Genomic DNA, 17,715 nt, shown 5'->3' with positions numbered 1-17,715 from the left:
TTTGGAACGCTACTTCTATCGAACTGGAATAAGCATTATGGAAGCAAAAAATAAGATCGTGCGCAGTGCCGTGCGATTTTATTTATCAGCACCATTGTATGGCTTGTTCGCAACTGCGTAACTCCTAATATCTTTGAAGATTCTTTTTGATACCAATGTCATTTTGGATGTGCTCATGCAACGCGAGCCATTTTCTCAATCAGCAATTTATTCACCGGATCAGTTGCTTAACAGGTTGGGAATAGATAGCGGCAAATGACGGTATCAAAGTTGCGGCTTAATAGTTATGGATAGTGCCGCGAGTAGCAAGATAAAACACAAATAGCCAATTGATCTTAGCGCAGCAGTCAGAGTTATAAATAAACCGGCGGAAACGCTGACCATTTGCGCCAGCGTTTCCGTCACTGCAATACGCGGTTACAACCGCTCAATCAATGCTTGTCGCAAGCGTAATAATTGCATTCCCACATTGAGCGCCTGCGTTGCGAATATCTCTAAATCACCCCAGCGATCTGCAATGTTGACGACTTCTGCTCTCTTTTCTGTAATCACCCGCAATTGATATGCGCCGTTTGCTTGTTGCGGCGGTGGCGTGACTTCCGCGCAAACGTAAACAACTGGATCGCTTTGTCCTTCCAATACAAACGCTAAAATGTAGTGATAGCAATGTTCATCGCTACTTTCAATGTCACCCAATAACGTCGCAAAATAACGCCCTACCCGATAGCGACGTTTGGGCATGGCGGTGTGAATAAGCGGACGGTTTTGCATCAGTAAAACTCCAATGATAAAAAAGCAGGTTTAAGGTGCGGCGTAGTTGAAAAAAGTTGTCGGTTGTCAGTCAAAAACAGCGTTTTTACCGTCAACTGTCAACTCAATTTAAGGTGCGGCGCTATAGTCAATGGTGATTTCAACGCCAGCGTCAATCCATTGTCTGGCGTATAAATCAAATCCATAAAATACGGCATTCGGCTGGTCGCTGTGATTGAGCCAGCGCAATAAATTATCACCGCGCCGCCGTTGTAAGATTTGCGTTTCTGGATCGTAAAACCAGAGCACATGCGTTCCATCTTCATCCACTTCTGTTCCGGTAAAGGTGCCAATCAATGCGCCAGCAGCAATACTATTCCGCGCAAAACAACCTTGACCGTGAATGGGCGACGGGGCAACAGTGAGATGATGCCGCAGCGGATCAGAAGTGCGTCGTTGATTCATTGCTGTTTGACTCAATACTGTTAAAATGAGATGTGATTTTTATTCGCTAAAATCTGAATACGCCGCTGCATTATTTATTAGAGGGTTATTTTCTAGCGGATACGCAAGCCACAGATGCGCAAACGGGCTGACCGATTCGCACCCTGTATCAGCAATGGCTACTATAATCACCTTCTTCTCACTCCAATGTCACCACTTAGGAACTTACACCGCATGTCCCCTTTGACCGACCTGATTAAAAATCACCCCAACGCGAACTGCTTTGATTTGCCGCCGTTGCCACTGGATGCCGAGGGCATGGCGGATGATTTTCGGCGCTATTACGCCCACACGCTGGGGCGCGATTGCGACGATCAAACCATTTATTACGCCTACAAGGCGCTGTCGATCACGCTGCGTGATCGGCTGGTGGAACGCTGGAAAAACACCCGCAATGCGTATGACGAGGCCGATTGCAAGCGCACCTATTACCTCTCGCTGGAGTTTTTGATGGGGCGGGCGCTGTCTAACGCCATGCTCAATCTCGGCCTCAACGATGCCGTCGCGCAGGGTTTGTATGAGATGGGGCTGGCGCTGGAGGAAATTCAGGACAACGAGCCCGACGCTGGTTTAGGCAACGGCGGTTTGGGACGGTTGGCCGCGTGTTTTCTCGATTCCTGCGCCAGCTTGCAATTGCCAGTGCGCGGCTACGGGCTGCGTTATGAATACGGCATGTTTCGCCAAGTAATTGAAGGCGGCGAACAGCATGAGGAGCCAGATCACTGGCTGCGCGACGGCAATCCGTGGGAATTGGAGCGCCCCGAATTCACGCAGCGCATTCCGTTTGGTGGGCGCACCGAAGCCAGCACCGACCGCTTTGGGCGCAAAAGCGTCCGTTGGATCGACACCAGCGACGTGCTCGCCGTGCCCTATGACGTGCCCGTCCCCGGGTATCGCAACGACACCGTCAACACCTTGCGGCTGTGGAAAGCGGCAGCGACGGATGAATTCAATCTCGACGAATTCAACGCCGGCAGCTATCCCGAATCGGTGGCGCAAAAAAATGCCGCTGAACACATCACGATGGTGTTGTATCCCAACGACGCCAGCGAATGTGGCGAGGAATTGCGGCTGCGCCAGCAGTTCTTTCTCGCCAGCGCCAGCATCAAAGACGTGTTGCGCGATTGGATTCGGCGGCACGGCAACGACTTCACCCGCTTTGCCGAGCGCAACTGTTTTCAGCTCAACGACACGCATCCGGCAGTCTCGGTCGCGGAATTGATGCGGCAATTGATGGATGAGCACGATTTGGAATGGGATGCAGCGTGGCTGATCGTGCGCCAAACGATGGCGTACACCAATCACACGCTGTTGCCGGAAGCGTTGGAACGTTGGCCGGTGCGGCTGTTCCGGCAATTGCTGCCGCGCATTTTAGAAATCATCTTTGAAATCAACGCCCGTTTTCTCGCCGAAGTCGCCAGCCGCTGGCCCGGTGATGTGGATCGGCAACGGCGCATGTCGTTGATTGAGGAAGGTTATGACCCGCAGGTGCGGATGGCATATCTGGCGATTGTCGGCAGCTTCTCGGTCAATGGCGTGGCGGCGCTGCATTCGGAACTGTTGATTGACGGATTATTCCGCGATTTCAACGAGCTGTGGCCGCGCAAATTCAACAATAAAACCAACGGCGTCACGCAGCGGCGCTGGTTGGCGATGTGCAATCCGGGGCTGCGCGAGCTGCTCAACGAGACGATTGGCGATGGTTGGGTGCGCGATCTCAGCCAGCTCAAACAGTTGGAGCCGTTCGCTGCTGATCCGGCATTCCGCGCCCGCTGGCACGCGATCAAACAGGAGAATAAACAGCGGCTGGTTGAGCAGGTGTCGCAGTTGTGCCGGGTCGAGTTTCCGCTGGAGGCGATCTTTGATGTGCAGGTCAAGCGCATTCACGAGTACAAGCGCCAGCTCCTCAACGTGCTGCACGTCATCCATTTGTATAACCGCATCAAACGCGGCGACACGCGCAATTGGACGCCGCGCTGCGTACTCATCGGCGGCAAGGCAGCGCCCGGCTACATGATGGCGAAACAGATCATCAAGCTGATTAACCACGTCGCTCGCACCATCAACGGCGATCCCGATACCGCCGGGCTGCTGCGGATGGCGTTTATGCCGGATTACCGCGTGTCGCTGATGGAAGTGATTGCGCCCGGCACGGATTTGTCCGAGCAGATTTCGACCGCTGGCAAGGAAGCGTCTGGCACCGGCAACATGAAATTTATGATGAACGGCGCGATCACGATTGGCACCTTGGATGGCGCGAACATCGAAATCCGCGAGCAGGTGGGCGATGAAAACTTCTTCCTGTTTGGGATGACGGCAGCGGGCGTGGAAGCGCGGCGGCAGCATTACGATCCCAACGGCATCATCGCCAGCGATCCGGCGCTGTTGGAAGTGATGAACCTGTTGGAATCTGGGCATTTCAATCAGTTTGCGGGCGGCGCGTTCGATCAAGTGATCTTTGCGATTCGCAACCCGCACGATCCATGGATGACGGCGGCGGATTTCCGCAACTATATCGACGTGCAGGAGCAGGCGGCGCTGGCATATCGGGATCGGGAACGCTGGCTGCGGATGAGCATTTTGAACACGGCGCGGAGTGGGCATTTCTCCTCTGATCGCACGATTACGGAATACAGCCGCGACATCTGGCATCTTGACGCGGTGGCACCGCACACGAGCGCCTGAGCAGTGATTTAACCCATCAACAGCGCCGGAATTTACCCTCCGGCGCTGGCTGAGACCCTTTTTAATGATGCAACCCTTTGATAAAAATAACGATGTTGGCACGGTGTTGATTGTTGAGGACAGCCGGGCGATGCGCAGTTTGTTGACGGCCTACCTTGACGATATGCACGGCATCAAAACGGTGGAGGCCGCCACATTTGCCGACGCGCAGCGGGAACTCGTTGCTCACGCCAGCCGTTTTTTCGCCGCCGTGCTCGATCTGCATTTGCCCGATGCGGAGCATGGCGAGATCGTTGATTTGGTGCGGCATTACGGCATTCCGGTGGTGGTGCTGACGGGATCAATGGATTTTGCGCGGCGGGAGATGATGCTGGCGCGGCAGGTGGTGGACTATTTCATCAAACACAATCGCAACGAGGTTGAACAGGTCGCGCAAACCATCAGCCGCTTGTGGCACAACCGCCAAGTGAAGGTGCTGGTGGTGGACGATTCGCGCAGTTTTCGGGCGTATTTGCAAAGTTTATTGGAAAGCTATCGGTATCAAACGCTGACGGCCAATAATGGGCTAGAGGCGCTGGAACTGCTTGATTTACATCCGAATATCAGCCTGATTATCACAGATGTGAATATGCCGGGCATGAACGGCTTGGAATTGATTGAAGCGATTCGACAACAGCATCGGCGGGAAGATTTAGCAATTATTGGCATGTCGGATGCGTCGCGCCCGAATTTGCCGGCGTTATTATTAAAAACTGGCGCAAATGATTTCATTGCCAAACCATTTCAAGCAGAAGAATTCTTTTGTCGCGTCACGCAAAACACGAATATGATTGAATATGTACGGCGTTTGCGTGATGCTGCCACCCGTGATTTTTTAACTGGCATTTTTAATCGCCGTCACGCGCTAGAAATGAGTGAAACGCTATACGCCAATGCGCGGCGCGGTCATTTTCGTATTGCGCTGGGCATGATTGACGTCGATCATTTTAAGCGCGTGAACGACACCTTTGGGCATCTGGTGGGCGATGAAGTGCTCAAAGTGATCGCCAATGCGTTGTGTAAAACGCTGCGTTCTTCCGACATCGTGGGGCGTTATGGCGGCGAGGAGTTTTTTTGCGTGGTGGTGCTCAAGCAAGAAGACGACGCGAAATGGGTTTTTGAACGGGTACGCGCTGCGGTTGAGCGCATTGAATTTTATGCAGAAAAACAATTGGTTCCGATCACTGCCAGCGTTGGCTTCACGACGGAGCTGGAAGGATCGTTGATACAGATGATTGCCGTTGCCGACAGCGCGGTGTATCAAGCCAAAGCCGACGGGCGTAATCGCGTGATTCGTCATTAACGCTTTGAATTGATGAGCGAAATCGAGATTTTTTATCAAAGCTGACCGCATCACAGCGTCAGCTTTTTTTACACCTGCGATCTGGCTATTGCGTTTATTTGAATGATTTGAGTGAGTTAGGATGTGGTCTCATTTTTGCTAACCACTCCAAAGTGATTGTTGATGCAATCACTAAATGGCAAACCAAGCGAATTGGGTTGTCCGTAGTAATTGAGAGAACACAAACACTGACTTTGTGCTTCTCCAATGTATAGGAGAATGTTTTATGAACACGAAACGAATGCTTCCAATTGCAGCAGTGTTGTTATCAACGCTGGCGCTACCCGTATCAGCCGCCCTGACCTTTAACGTTGATTTTGGTCGAGATGGTGATTATGACAGCAGTTTTAGTCTTGGCTTTGATAAAACAACGTGGGCAGATATTTACATTTCTGGAGTTGATTCTCCGGGCTTGATCAGCGTGGGCTTTGAACTTGATTATGACTACAGCGCCTTAAAAATTCTCAATGCAAAGGCAGAAGGCTGGGATTTTTATAATTTCTCATCGTTCACTGATTCACCTTTAATCGTGAATGCGGGAATGTTAGTGGATACTCGTATTGGAGATAACATTCTTTTAGCGAGTGTACAGTTCCAAGGAATTGCGGCAACGGCAACATCAACGGATGTGAAAATTGTTGATGGGATCAACAATGATTTCATTTTAAGTAATGGAACACCTTTAGATGTTGAGGCACCAACAATTCCTCAACCCGGTTCAATGTTGTTATTAGCCTCTGGTTTATTAGGTCTGCTGATCGCAAAAAACCGTCTTGAACTGCGCACCAAGGAGCAATAACCATGCGCCATTTTCACTTCCCTCATATTAAGGGTTATACCCTGTGTGCTGCTGCCATTATCGGCATGTTGCCCACGATGAACTCATATTCCGCCAGCAGCACTGGTTTAATACTGACGCCAGCAGCGATGACCCTTAAACAAGATCGTCCCGCGCCTGCGTTCAATCATCCCACAGCGCCAACGAGCCGCTCACAACTCGTTCCCAATAACGTGACACCCAATGCCCAAGGTGATCGCTTATTAACGGTTCCTGAGCCAACTCAGCCGACTCCTAAAGATGGCACCACATCAACTCCAGAAAAGCCGCATTATAAAGACGGCGAAGTATTGGTGTTATTTAATAAAGGCGTTACAAAAACCGCTGCAAGTAGCGCACTCGGTGCGAAAGCAGCAACAGTGGTCAAGGGTTTTGATCAATTGACGGCGCGTACTGGACAAGTTTTCGCATTAGTACGCGGTAGCAAGGGTGTGGGCAGTGCGCAGTTAATGAAGAATCTGAAAAGAGATTCTCGCGTTCAAGCAGTGGCGTTGAATTATGGAAAACGCCCATCGGTGATTAGTGATACATCTCCAAATGATCCTGGATTTGGTTATCAATGGTCATTGAATAATGGCGGACAAACGGGAGGAAATTCCGGTGCTGATATTCAAGCTATTGATGCTTGGGATCAGCACACCAACTCTGAAAATGTGGTGATTGCTGTTATTGATACCGGCGTTGATTATCGGCATCCAGATTTGAAAAATAATATGTGGAAAAATCCGGGAGAAATCGCGGGCGACGGCGTTGATAATGATCAGAACGGTTACACTGATGATATTTACGGGATTGATACAGGAACGGGTGATAGTGACCCATATCCGACCGCTGCGCATGGTACCCATGTTGCCGGCATCATTGCTGCTGAAGGAAACAATGGTGAGGGTGTTACTGGAATCAATTGGCGCGGACGCATCATGGCGATACAAAGTTTTTCACCTGATGGCTATATGTATGACGATGCAGAATTAGCCGCCTTGCAGTACGTTCTCACCATGAAAAACAAGGGCACAAATATCGTGGCAGTCAATGCGTCTTATGGATGTGCTGGTTGCTACAGTGACGTCATGGAAGCCGCAACTAAAAAATTAGGAGATGTCGGTATTGTCTTCGTTGCTGCTGCTGGAAATGCACAAAATGATAATGATAAAAAACCCAGTTATCCGGCGGGTTATAATTTACCTAATGTGATTAGCGTCGCGGCAACTGATGATACTGATTCGCTGGCTTGGTATTCCAATTATGGTGCAACTTCAGTGGATTTAGGAGCGCCCGGCAGCGCAATTCTAAGCACCTATTGGTCAACAATTTACACGCCTAAAGCAGGTGATGTGTTCTTTGATAATGTTGAATCGGGGGCAAATGGTTGGGAGTTTGATTTACCCGCACCTTGGGCAATTACCGATGTCGCCTCACTTTCATCTAGCCATGCGTGGACGGATAGCCCAGATGGGGACTATGTTGATGATCAATCTACTGCGCTTATCAGCCGACCAATTAACTTGGTTGGAAAAAGTGGTTTATCGTTCGGATTTAATGTGAAACACGATTTGGAAAGCAATTATGATTTTCTGAATGTTTACTATGTGATTCCCAGTGCTTGGAAAATCACTACCGAACAAAAACATACTGGAACTAAGGCGTGGTCTGATAGTCCTAATGGAAATTATTTCAATAATACATATTCTGGAACCATTAGCCCTGAGATAAATCTTTCTGCTGCGGCGTCAGGCACTGCCAGCATCAGCTTTTATCTGAAAGGTGCAGTTGAACCAGATTATGATATGTTGGGAGTATATTGTGGTAGTAGCGAATATGGCATTTATCATTACGTCGGTTATGTGAGTGCTGTATTAACGGATTGGACGCAGGTTACAGCAGTGCTACCAGATGCCTGTTTAGTCGATAAAGCGCAAATCTCTTTTGTGCTCTGGACTGACGAAATGATCACTTATGATGGTTATTATCTTGATGACTTCAGTGTTATAGTAAATAGCACAACTGTATTCAGTGATAGTATGGAAGGAACAAATCACTGGCTTACTTTTGGTGAACGGTATCAATATGTAGGTGGTCTTACTGGTAGCAGTGATGGTGAATGGATTAACTATAACATTCCACTGTCTGATCCGGCGTTATATACCGCTAACTTCCGTGTTGCATTTGTCTTAAATACCGATAGTTCTAACGTAGACGATGGTGTTTATTTGGATGACATCGGTATTGGTCAGGAAATGCCTACACATAATTACGCTTGGATGAGCGGCACTTCAATGGCAGCGCCACACGTCACTGGTGCAATTGGTTTCTTGGCAAGTCTGTATAAAGAACCAATGGCGGATCGAATTAACCGGATTTTGGAAAATACCGATTTAATTGATCCACTCACTGGAATGACCGCACACGGGCGGCTCAATTTAGCCAAGGCAGTGAATTCTATTGAATGGCCAGCCGCAGCGCTTGCGCTCTGTGTCGGAAATTTTGACAGTGATGGCGATGTCGATGACGCCGATAAAACGGTCTTTGGCGCTGCTTTTGGATCACGCACTGGTCAAGCGCGTTATAACGTGCGGGCGGATTTTGACAAGGATGGCGATGTTGACGGCACCGATCTCGTGACTTTCCGCGCAAATTATGGGCGGACAAATTGCCCGGTCAGTGATTAAGAGCTAACCCGTTATTTTTGCAAGTAAAAAGGGCGATGTGTTGATTCACGTCGCCCTTTTTGTCTGGTGTGGCACTGCGGCGCGTCCGGTGCGCCACGCGGACAAAGTGTCAGGAAATTTGACACTTTTCCGCGTTGCTAATGTCAACCGTGCAGCAACACCTCCGCGTTCACCGCCCGCAGCACCAAACTCCGAAATTTCTTTGCCCGCAACAGATCGCTGCTTGACCAAGGTTCGGAATGACCGGACGTGGTTTCAATCCAGCGTTCAAACGATGAACGCGGCGTTAAATGCTGCGTGTCGGGATCAAAATGCACATCTTTGCGCGGATCGCCCGCCCAATACACGGTGCGCGGCTGCTCCGGTCGCCACCATAAAAACGTCCGTTCGATGCGCTGACCAACGCGAGTGAAGCGCCCCACCCGCACGGCCAACAACCCGCTGGCGCGATCTGCGTATTCCACCGCCGGAGCCAACAATTCCGGCAGCGCATCCGTCGCAACAATTTGATCGTCCAAACTGGTGCGCAGCCATTGCACTTGTTCCTGAATCTGCGCCAGCGTCGGCACAATTCCAAACGTAATCACCTGTTCACCATCAATCAGCGCCGCGCCCTCCGCGCCAACCAACGACAGCAGCGCCCGTCCCAACGCCTGACTCGGATGCACCAAACCATCGCTCGTCCCCGCCTTCTGCGCCGGATATTCCGCCTCATGCAGCGCATCCAACAGCCGCATGATCTCCAGATCGCTGCCATTGACCTCCATCAACCGCCGATGATTGTTATAACCACCAATCGCCAGCGTGAACACCTGCGCCATTTCCGCGCAACGTTCGCGCACCGACAGCGGCAACTGGCGCGGACTGTAATGATGACAAGCCACCAAACCCCACAACCGTCCATACAGCACCAGCGGAAATGACAGCGACGCCGTCACGCCCATATTGCGTAAATAAGTGAGATGCACCGGCGACACGGCGCGTAAATCTGACCAACTCAAATCCGCCACCTGCGCGGCGAGACTGTGAATCGGCACCGGCGCGGCGCTGACATCCGCGATCTGGCGATGTCGATTGGACAAATACAACGTGCGGGCGATCTGTGGAATGTCGGACGCCGGATAACGCAACCCCAGATACGACGACAACCCGTCAATCACGCTTTCGTTAATCACCTCGCCGCACTCATCATCACGAAAACGATAAATCATCACCCGATCAAAGCCCGTCGCCGACCGCAGCGCATCCGCCAAACCTTGACACTGTTGCGTCCAGTCCGCTTCGGTGTAGGGCATTCGATACAGATGATGCGGCACCGGACGATAAGCCTCATGTTGCTGCGCCTCCGGCAACGACGGCTCCAGCTCCAACAGCCAAGTCGTATCCGTACACGACAGCAGACCGTCTAAATGACCGTTCACGCCGTTAAACAGTTGACGATACAAATGCTTTTCCGGTGATGGCAGCATCCAATTCTGTGCCGTGATTTCGCTGGTCACGCCCACCAGCGGCGGCGGAAAATTCGGCACCAGCGCCAGCAACGATTGGCCGAGCACCGCTTCCCACGCTCGCCCGATCCACGCGGCGAGATTGGCGCTGGCAAATTGAATGTGCGGATCACCGACCAACCCGCCGAGCAATGCCCCATCTGGCTGGATCGCTTGCACGCGATGCAACTGCTCGCGTTCGCACTCGGTTAAAAAGCCTTGCAAGGAAAGTTCAGTCATTATTTGATCCGTGACAATGCAAAAACTTCATTTTTATTGTGATTAAAATAAGGCGCGTATTAGCATGTTGCGATGTCAGCAATCAATTGAATAACTGCACCGATTAAACCAACACGCGCACCATATTTAACATTGCTTTTCAGATTTCTGTATTCAGTAAATCGCACATCATCACATTAAAAATGCGCGTGTTATTCGCCGCGCTTTATTCCCCCTTGATCAGCCGCAATCATTTGCGCATAACGCCCACCCGCTGCCGCCAGCGTCGCATGATCGCCCTGTTCAATAATACGCCCCTGCTCCAAAACTAAAATTTGATCGGCCTTGCGCACCGTTGCCAAGCGATGCGCAACCACCAGCAACATGCGCCCCTGCGCCAACAGATCAATACTTTCCTGCACCAGCCGCTCACTGTCGGGATCAAGATTCGCGGTCGCCTCATCCAAAATAACGAAGGGCGCATCGCGTAAAAAAGCACGCGCCAGCGCCAGCCGCTGAATTTGTCCGCCAGATAATCCCGCCCCGCGCTCACCAATAATGCTGTCATAACCCATTGGCAAGGTTGCAATAAACGCATCAATTCGCGCCTGACGCGCCGCATCACACAGCATATCTAACGTCGCCGTCGGTGCGCCGAGCCGGAGGTTGTCAGCGATGCTGCCCTGAAATAAACGCGGCTGCTGCGGCACCCACGCCAAATGCTGCCGCCACGTCGTCAAATCGAGTTGCGCAAGGTCTTGATCGTTAATCAAAATCCGTCCGCTCGTCGGCGTTAAAAATCCCAGCAGCAGATTGATAAACGTCGTTTTCCCCGCGCCGCTGGTGCCCACCACCGCGATGCGGCGTCCCGCGGGAATGTCCGCCGTGACTCCGCATAATGCTGGACGCCCTTCTTCATAATAAAATTCCACTGCTTCAAAACGCACCGCAATTGATGGACGTGTCATTTCTTCTGCGGCAAAGTGAATGACAGTGGTGCGCTGTTCATTCGCTAACACTGCATGATTGGGTTTAGCATCCAAGAGACGAATCAATTGTTCGGCAGCAGCGGTGGCGGCCATGCGAGCATGATATTGAGCGCCAAGATTACGCAGCGGGGCATAAAACTCAGGCACCAGCATTAACACAAATAAACCGCGTAAAAAGTCAATTTCTGGAACCACAAACCAAGGTGGCACTGGCAGCGCCAATCCATATAGACGAAAACCAATAAATACTGCGACGATGGCGATGCCAATTGAAGCAAAGAATTCGAGCACGGCTGAAGATAAAAAAGCGATGCGCAATACTTGCATCGTGCTAACGCGGTAATCGTCGGAAATTGTGCCGATAATTTCGACTTCGCGCCGACTTGCGCCAAACAGTTTTAAGGTGGTGAGTCCTTGAATCACGTCGAGAAAATGGGCGCTCATCCGCGCCAATTGTTTCCACTGGCGTTGATTGCGCACTTCTGCGCCGGAACCAATTAAAATCATAAATAGCGGAATCAATGGCGCGGTCATCAATAACACCACGCCAGCCAGCCAATCGAGCGGCAAAACCACGATCAGCAGCACCAGCGGCAAAATCATCGCCAAACTCATCGCCGGTAAAAAGCGGGCGTAATAACCCTCCAAATCGTCGATGCCTTTGGTCAGGATTTCCACCAGCGCCCCGCTGCGTTCTGTGGCGAGATACGCGGGGCCGAGCAGTTGTAAATGACGATAAACGCGGTCGCGCAGCGTGATGCGTACCGCCGCCGCTGCCGCAAATGCGGTCTGTTCTGCGCCCCACAGCACGACCGCTCGAACTGGCAACAGTCCCAGCAAACCCCACAGCCACGGCAGCACTGCGGTGCGGTCGGCGGCGTCAAAAATGACGGCGTTGAGAATGACTGCCAGACACCACGCCTGAGCAATCGCCAATAACCCGTTGAGCGTGTTGAGCCATACGGTGTAGGTGAGAGCGAAGCCTGCCAATGGGCGCTGCGCTTTAAGCCAAGTAACGGACATGGTGAGGCGAGTCGGGATTTCACAATGAAACAATGTGGATAGAAAACCACGCTACGCCTAGCAATGCAACGGCACTGTCTCTGCGCAAAAAAAGTGCAGTGCCGTTACTGAATACCGCATTAACGGCGATTGTTTTTTATTTCACCGTATAGCTGGTTGTAAACTCATTATTCATTTCATTCGTTTCTGGTAATTGGCACCAACTATCAACCAGCGCCCGCAGCGTTTTATTACCCGCCTTTTGCGCTGGCAATGACACCGTAAATGTTTTTGTTGCACCGGCAGCCAATACGCCAATTTCAAGCCATTGTTCACCATCTGCGCCGCAGCCTTGCTTGGCTGCTTGATGTGCCCACACATCCATATAACCGCCATTTGCGCTCACAGTGCCTTGATTTTTCACAGTAATCTTGGCAGTAAAGGCGCTATTGGCGGCAGGTGAAACTGGCGTTAACGCAATGGCGGTGACGATCATATCTGCCGTGCCAAACGTCGCCGTGATCGACTTTTTGCCGTTCAAAATAACCTTACATTGCAACGGGTTAGTCACAAGCGGCGTGCAGCCCGCCCAATCGCTGAAGATCGCGCCAGCGGTCGCAGTGGCGGTGAGCGTGACGGCGGTGCCGCTGATAAATGCTTTGCTACACGCCGTGCCGCAGCGAATGCCCGCCGGTGAACTGGTCACGCTGCCGGAGCCGGCGGTGCTGACCGTGAGACTGTCATTGGGCAAGGGCGCGAAGGTGGCGGTGACGGTTTGAGCTTTTGACATGTTCACAATGCAAGTGCTTGTTTTATTGGTACATGCGCCGCTCCAGCCGCCAAAATTGGACGTGGCATCCGGGGTGGCGATGAGCGTTATTGCGGCTCCCTGTCCCAACCGTTCCACGCAGGTGGTGCCACAACTGATACCGGCGGGCGAACTCGTCACCGTGCCCGTGCCGCTGCCTTTTTTAGCAACGCTTAAATCAAAAGAAGTAAAAGGCTGACCACCGCGCACGAATCGCGCATGATTAAAATTGTATTGATAGTTATTATAAAAATCACCATCGTAAAAATTCACATTCCACACATAGCTTACCTCATTCCATACATAGCTCCAATAACTGCTATAGGGCGAACTTGACCAAAACCACGCGCTCGGCGTATTCGGAAACGCAGTCGTATCAATTGCGGGATCAATACGGGTTTCATTCACCAACGCTTGCAATTCTTTCAGATTCGGCAACCGCCAATCGCTATATCCGCCCAACCGTGAATTGTACGCAGCATTCAGCGCCTCACTCCACACCATTTCACTTGCAGCACCCGCACAAGTATTGCCAGTTTGACCGGCGCTGCATTTCGCCCACATCAGCCCGGTATACGACTGCGTGACCGTGCCATCGCCGTTATCAATAAACGTATCAATTGCGCGACCACCGCGCACCGGGCGCACATAAAGACTGTAATTAGGATCGCCATAATTTACATCGCCATCACTGAAATACACATACCAAAACGAATCCGCGCTGCCGGAATAAGATGAACCCGTCCAAAACCACGAATTCGGCGCATTTGGGAAAGCATCACTATCAAGCGTTGGATCAGAATAATTGCCGTAATAATCGACAATTCCGCTCAATTCTTTCACTTCTGGCAACCGCCAATCATTGAATCCGCACAGCCACGCTGCATTAACATTTTCAACATAATCAATCGCTTGATTGACGGTGTAACCCGTATTGCTATTGTAAACCTGCCATACTAAACGAGTGACATTATCGCGGACGCAAACGTGATCGGTGGCACTGGCGGGCAATTCATTGCCAGCAGCATCTAATTTAGTGAAAGTAAATACGTTGCTGCCAAATTCTGCATCTTGACGCGGAAAACCAGCGACCGGACAGGGCAAGCCATTTTGATTCGCATTTGAACAAGTAGTAATGCCGGTATCATTAAGACCGACGGCGTTACTGATGGAAAAACTGAGCAGCAGAGCGGCAACTCCCGCGCTGCGCGTCAATACAGCAATGGATTGGTGGTGACGCATTAGTAGTTCTCCAAAGTGGTGAATGCGTTAATAGAATAAAATTACTGCTGTGGATAAAATGTTTTATCCAGTAATTGTGCAAGCGTATAAGAACATATCGTTGGAAAAGTTGCGAGTGGCAGTTGCGTGTCATCGCTCGCCAACTCAACTGTATCAGGATAAACCTCAGCAATCCACTTCGTCCACAACGCCTTTTAGGCCGTGTGATTGCCGAAATAACACGGCAACCCGTTTGCGTTGTTCAATAATAGTGCGTTGCCAACTACGACCATCAAAATCCTTCCAGCGTTCAGATAAAATGTGATGTTGATATTCCCATTTTAATAAATGGGCAATCAAAATCAAAAGCCGATTATAAAGTTCGCGGCGGTCACTTTTACTCATATCACTGAGTTCAGTTAATAAATGTTCAATATCCAATTCCGCAAAACGACCGGCGCGAATTAACTCCGCTGTTTGTAATGTCCACGCGCTGTAATCAGTATCGTATAATTTACTGAGTTCATTCATGCTCTGTTCCTTCTTTACGATGAAAATCTTTCAATCCTACTTGTTGGTCGCAATCAATTGATTCTGGATTGGCGATTTAAGCCTCATTCTGAAATACCGTTGGCAATCTGTGTAAAACAAGCTCAAAGTAGGTCAACTGTAGCAATAACATTCGCGTGAGACTTTAATGAGCGATACGCTGTGATTCAGACCACCATCCGCGACATTAGTGCGCGTAACACCTCGAAAGCCTTACAAAATGCGATTTTCAATAGCGCCAATTTTTCCAGTATTGCTACCGATGCCAAGGGTGTGATTCAGATTTTTAATGTCGGCGCAGAACGAATGCTCGGCTACGCTTCGGCGGAAGTGATCAATCAAATCACACCCGCCGATATTTCTGATCCACAAGAATTGATCGTCCGCGCCAAGGAATTGAGCGCCGAATTGTCAACGCCAATTACGCCCGGCTTTGAGGCGTTGATTTTTAAGGCCTCTCGCGGCATCGAGGATATTTATGAGCTGACTTATATCCGCAAAGACGGCAGCCGTTTTCCCGCAGTGGTTTCAGTGACGGCGCTGCGCGATGCTCAAAACGCGATTATCGGTTATCTGTTAATTGGCACTGATAATACCGCTCGTCGTCAGGTCGAAATTGAGCGGGAAATGCTTGATCAGGCGTTAAAACAAAAGAACGTCGAATTGGAAAGCGCCAAAATTGCTGCCGAAAAAGCAAATCTTGCTAAATCCGAATTTCTGGCGGCGATGAGTCACGAAATTCGCACGCCGATGAATGGCGTGATTGGCATGATCGACGTATTGCAGCAAAGCAGCCTCAATAAATCACAAATGGCGATGGCGAATTATCATCCGCGATTCTGCTTTTGCGCTGCTGGCGGTGATTAACGATATTCTCGATTTTTCTAAAATTGAAGCCGGAAAACTCCAACTTGATTGCGTGACGATGGGCGTTGCGGAAGTGGTGGAGCAAATTTGCGAAGTCATGGATCGGATGGCGCTGAAAAAAGGCGTGGAATTAACGCTGTTTACCGATCCGGCGATTCCCGCCGCCGTGAGCGGCGATCCAGGGCGGCTGCGGCAAATTCTCATCAATCTCGTCAATAACGCGATCAAATTTTCCAGTGGTAAAGAGCGACCCGGGCGGGTGTCGGTGCGAGCCGTCCTGATTGAACAGCACCCTGAACAGGTGATTTTGGAATTTCAAATTGCTGATAACGGTATTGGGATTGATGAAATTACGCTGGAGCGGCTGTTTACGCCGTTTATTCAAGCAGATACTTCCACCACGCGCCATTTCGGCGGCACCGGACTCGGGCTGGCAATCTCGCGCCAGCTCGCCAGCTTGATGGACGGTGAAATCGCGGTGCAAAGCAAACCCGATCAAGGCTCGCTGTTTAGTGTGCGCATCCCGTTTGCGTTGCCGACGCAACAATGCGGTGGCGGTGATCCGGTGCAATCCAATGTCGCCGGACTGCCGTGTTTGGTGATGGATAGCGCGGATGGCATTGCTGACGATCTCGCCACCTACCTGACCTACGATCAAGCACTCGTTGACCGCGCTGCCGATCTGACGACGGCGCGGCAGTGGATTGCCAATCATGCTGCCGGACGCTCAATCGTGGTCATCGACGCCCGCAATGCCAATTCCCTGCTGGATGATCTCCGCGCCAGCGCCCGTGCTTATCCCGACAGCGATACCCATTTTGTCGTGATTGGGCGCGATTTCTGCGATGAAGATGTCAATCTGGTGCGGGTCAACGACAACGTGTTGACGCGCCGGGCGCTGCTCAACGCAGTTGCCATCGCTGCCGGTCGCGCCGCGCCAGCTTCGGAACAATCGCTCAATGAGAGCGCGGTTTACGCGGCGGTGACGCCGTTGTCGCATGAGACAACGCTGCGGCGCGGCAGCCTGATTTTGGTTGCCGAAGACAACGATATTAACCAGAGCGTGATTTTGCATCAGTTGGCGCTGCTCGGTTATGTGGCGGATGTGGCTGACAACGGGCAAGCGGCGCTGGAGCGGTGGCAAACGGGGCAACACGCGCTGCTGTTGACTGATCTCAATATGCCGGAAATGGACGGCTATGAACTCACGGCGGCGATTCGCCACGCCGAAGGGACGGGGCAGCGGTTGCCGATTATCGCCCTGACTGCTAACGCGCTGAAAAGTGAGGAAGTGCGCTGCAAAGCATCAGGCATGGATGATTATTTATCCAAGCCGGTGTTGCTTGACCGGTTGCAGGCGATGCTGGAGAAGTGGCTGCCGCTGCCTGCCGTAGCGGTAACGCAGGCATTCGCGGTGTTAGATCGCACCGTGTTACCGACGCTGATCGGCGATGATCCGGCGCAGGTTGCTGAATTTATGCAGGATTACCGCATTTCAGCGCAGCGGGTGGCAGCAGAAATCCGCGCTGCGCTCGTGCGGAGTGATTGGCAAGCGGTAGCGGATGGCGCTCACAAGCTGAAATCCTCATCGCGTTCAGTGGGCGCATTGGCGTTAGGTGAGAGCTGCACCCAGCTCGAACAGGCGGGCAAAGCACAAAATGCCGTTACTATCCAAGCGCTTGCCCTTATATTCGAGCGTGACCTCGCGGCGGTGCTTGCCGCCCTTCCTTCAGAATAGGAATTTGA

General features: G+C 51.2%; 13 protein-coding genes. 6 read left to right on the top strand and 7 right to left on the bottom strand.

Annotated elements, in window-relative coordinates:
- Nucleotides 1–417: 417 nt before the first annotated feature.
- Complete coding sequence (locus tag CKO12_RS04275) at nucleotides 418–771, bottom strand: hypothetical protein (protein ID WP_200153495.1); 354 nt, start codon at nucleotides 769–771, stop codon at nucleotides 418–420.
- Between the two features lie 108 nt (nucleotides 772–879).
- Entirely contained in the window at nucleotides 880–1,215 is a 336-nt protein-coding gene (locus CKO12_RS04270; RefSeq protein ID WP_200153494.1) for an SET domain-containing protein, read from the bottom strand.
- Between the two features lie 213 nt (nucleotides 1,216–1,428).
- On the opposite strand from CKO12_RS04270, the gene CKO12_RS04265 reads away from it, so the two are divergent.
- From CKO12_RS04265 to CKO12_RS04250, 4 genes are all read left to right on the top strand, one after another.
- On the top strand, nucleotides 1,429–3,939 hold the full coding sequence (locus CKO12_RS04265; RefSeq protein ID WP_200153493.1) for a glycogen/starch/alpha-glucan phosphorylase: 2,511 nt from the start codon (nucleotides 1,429–1,431) through the stop codon (nucleotides 3,937–3,939).
- A 64-nt stretch (nucleotides 3,940–4,003) separates the two neighbouring features.
- Nucleotides 4,004–5,281, top strand: coding sequence for a diguanylate cyclase (locus CKO12_RS04260; RefSeq protein ID WP_200153492.1), 1,278 nt, complete (start codon nucleotides 4,004–4,006; stop codon nucleotides 5,279–5,281).
- 265 nt (nucleotides 5,282–5,546) lie between these two features.
- A complete protein-coding gene (locus CKO12_RS04255) occupies nucleotides 5,547–6,119 on the top strand; it encodes a PEP-CTERM sorting domain-containing protein (protein ID WP_200153491.1) in 573 nt (190 codons plus the stop codon).
- Between the two features lie 2 nt (nucleotides 6,120–6,121).
- Nucleotides 6,122–8,827, top strand: a complete 2,706-nt coding sequence (locus tag CKO12_RS04250) for a S8 family serine peptidase (RefSeq protein WP_200153490.1) — start codon at nucleotides 6,122–6,124, stop codon at nucleotides 8,825–8,827.
- Nucleotides 8,828–8,970: 143 nt separating this feature from the next.
- On the opposite strand, the gene CKO12_RS04245 is transcribed toward CKO12_RS04250, so the two are convergent.
- From CKO12_RS04245 to CKO12_RS04230, 5 genes are all read right to left on the bottom strand, one after another.
- Complete coding sequence (locus tag CKO12_RS04245) at nucleotides 8,971–10,554, bottom strand: GAF domain-containing protein (RefSeq protein ID WP_200153489.1); 1,584 nt, start codon at nucleotides 10,552–10,554, stop codon at nucleotides 8,971–8,973.
- 191 nt (nucleotides 10,555–10,745) lie between these two features.
- Nucleotides 10,746–12,545: a thiol reductant ABC exporter subunit CydD gene (gene cydD, locus CKO12_RS04240; protein ID WP_200153488.1), complete on the bottom strand. Its 1,800-nt coding sequence runs from the start codon at nucleotides 12,543–12,545 to the stop codon at nucleotides 10,746–10,748.
- Nucleotides 12,546–12,681: 136 nt separating this feature from the next.
- Entirely contained in the window at nucleotides 12,682–14,574 is a 1,893-nt protein-coding gene (locus CKO12_RS04235; protein ID WP_200153487.1) for an Lcl domain-containing protein, read from the bottom strand.
- Between the two features lie 41 nt (nucleotides 14,575–14,615).
- Nucleotides 14,616–14,717 carry a hypothetical protein gene (locus CKO12_RS15135; RefSeq protein ID WP_274599898.1) on the bottom strand — a complete coding sequence of 34 codons (102 nt, stop codon included), beginning with the start codon at nucleotides 14,715–14,717 and terminating at the stop codon, nucleotides 14,616–14,618.
- Between the two features lie 22 nt (nucleotides 14,718–14,739).
- Complete coding sequence (locus CKO12_RS04230) at nucleotides 14,740–15,084, bottom strand: DUF29 domain-containing protein (RefSeq protein WP_274599895.1); 345 nt, start codon at nucleotides 15,082–15,084, stop codon at nucleotides 14,740–14,742.
- 180 nt (nucleotides 15,085–15,264) lie between these two features.
- Between CKO12_RS04230 and CKO12_RS15210 the strand changes: the two genes are divergently transcribed.
- Together CKO12_RS15210 and CKO12_RS04220 are read left to right on the top strand one after the other, a co-directional pair.
- Nucleotides 15,265–15,969 carry a PAS domain S-box protein gene (locus tag CKO12_RS15210; protein ID WP_200153486.1) on the top strand — a complete coding sequence of 235 codons (705 nt, stop codon included), beginning with the start codon at nucleotides 15,265–15,267 and terminating at the stop codon, nucleotides 15,967–15,969.
- Nucleotides 15,962–17,707, top strand: a complete 1,746-nt coding sequence (locus tag CKO12_RS04220; protein WP_200153485.1) for an ATP-binding protein — start codon at nucleotides 15,962–15,964, stop codon at nucleotides 17,705–17,707. Before CKO12_RS15210 ends, CKO12_RS04220 begins: the two co-directional genes overlap by 8 nt.
- Nucleotides 17,708–17,715 lie beyond the last annotated feature (8 nt).

This window comes from Chromatium okenii (assembly GCF_016583745.1).
Taxonomy (GTDB): Bacteria; Pseudomonadota; Gammaproteobacteria; order Chromatiales; family Chromatiaceae; genus Chromatium; species Chromatium okenii.
Note: the sequence above shows the minus strand (reverse complement) of the source record. Positions and strands in the feature narration are given on the sequence as shown.

Coding starts and splice junctions, on each gene's coding strand:
- cydD (WP_200153488.1), bottom strand. CDS start 12,545: ATGTCCGTTACTTGGCTTAAAGCGCAGCGCCCATTGGCAGGCTTCGCT.
- CKO12_RS04245 (WP_200153489.1), bottom strand. CDS start 10,554: ATGACTGAACTTTCCTTGCAAGGCTTTTTAACCGAGTGCGAACGCGAG.
- CKO12_RS04265 (WP_200153493.1), top strand. CDS start 1,429: ATGTCCCCTTTGACCGACCTGATTAAAAATCACCCCAACGCGAACTGC.
- CKO12_RS04230 (WP_274599895.1), bottom strand. CDS start 15,084: ATGAATGAACTCAGTAAATTATACGATACTGATTACAGCGCGTGGACA.
- CKO12_RS04270 (WP_200153494.1), bottom strand. CDS start 1,215: ATGAATCAACGACGCACTTCTGATCCGCTGCGGCATCATCTCACTGTT.
- CKO12_RS04235 (WP_200153487.1), bottom strand. CDS start 14,574: ATGCGTCACCACCAATCCATTGCTGTATTGACGCGCAGCGCGGGAGTT.
- CKO12_RS04275 (WP_200153495.1), bottom strand. CDS start 771: ATGCAAAACCGTCCGCTTATTCACACCGCCATGCCCAAACGTCGCTAT.
- CKO12_RS04250 (WP_200153490.1), top strand. CDS start 6,122: ATGCGCCATTTTCACTTCCCTCATATTAAGGGTTATACCCTGTGTGCT.
- CKO12_RS04255 (WP_200153491.1), top strand. CDS start 5,547: ATGAACACGAAACGAATGCTTCCAATTGCAGCAGTGTTGTTATCAACG.
- CKO12_RS04260 (WP_200153492.1), top strand. CDS start 4,004: ATGATGCAACCCTTTGATAAAAATAACGATGTTGGCACGGTGTTGATT.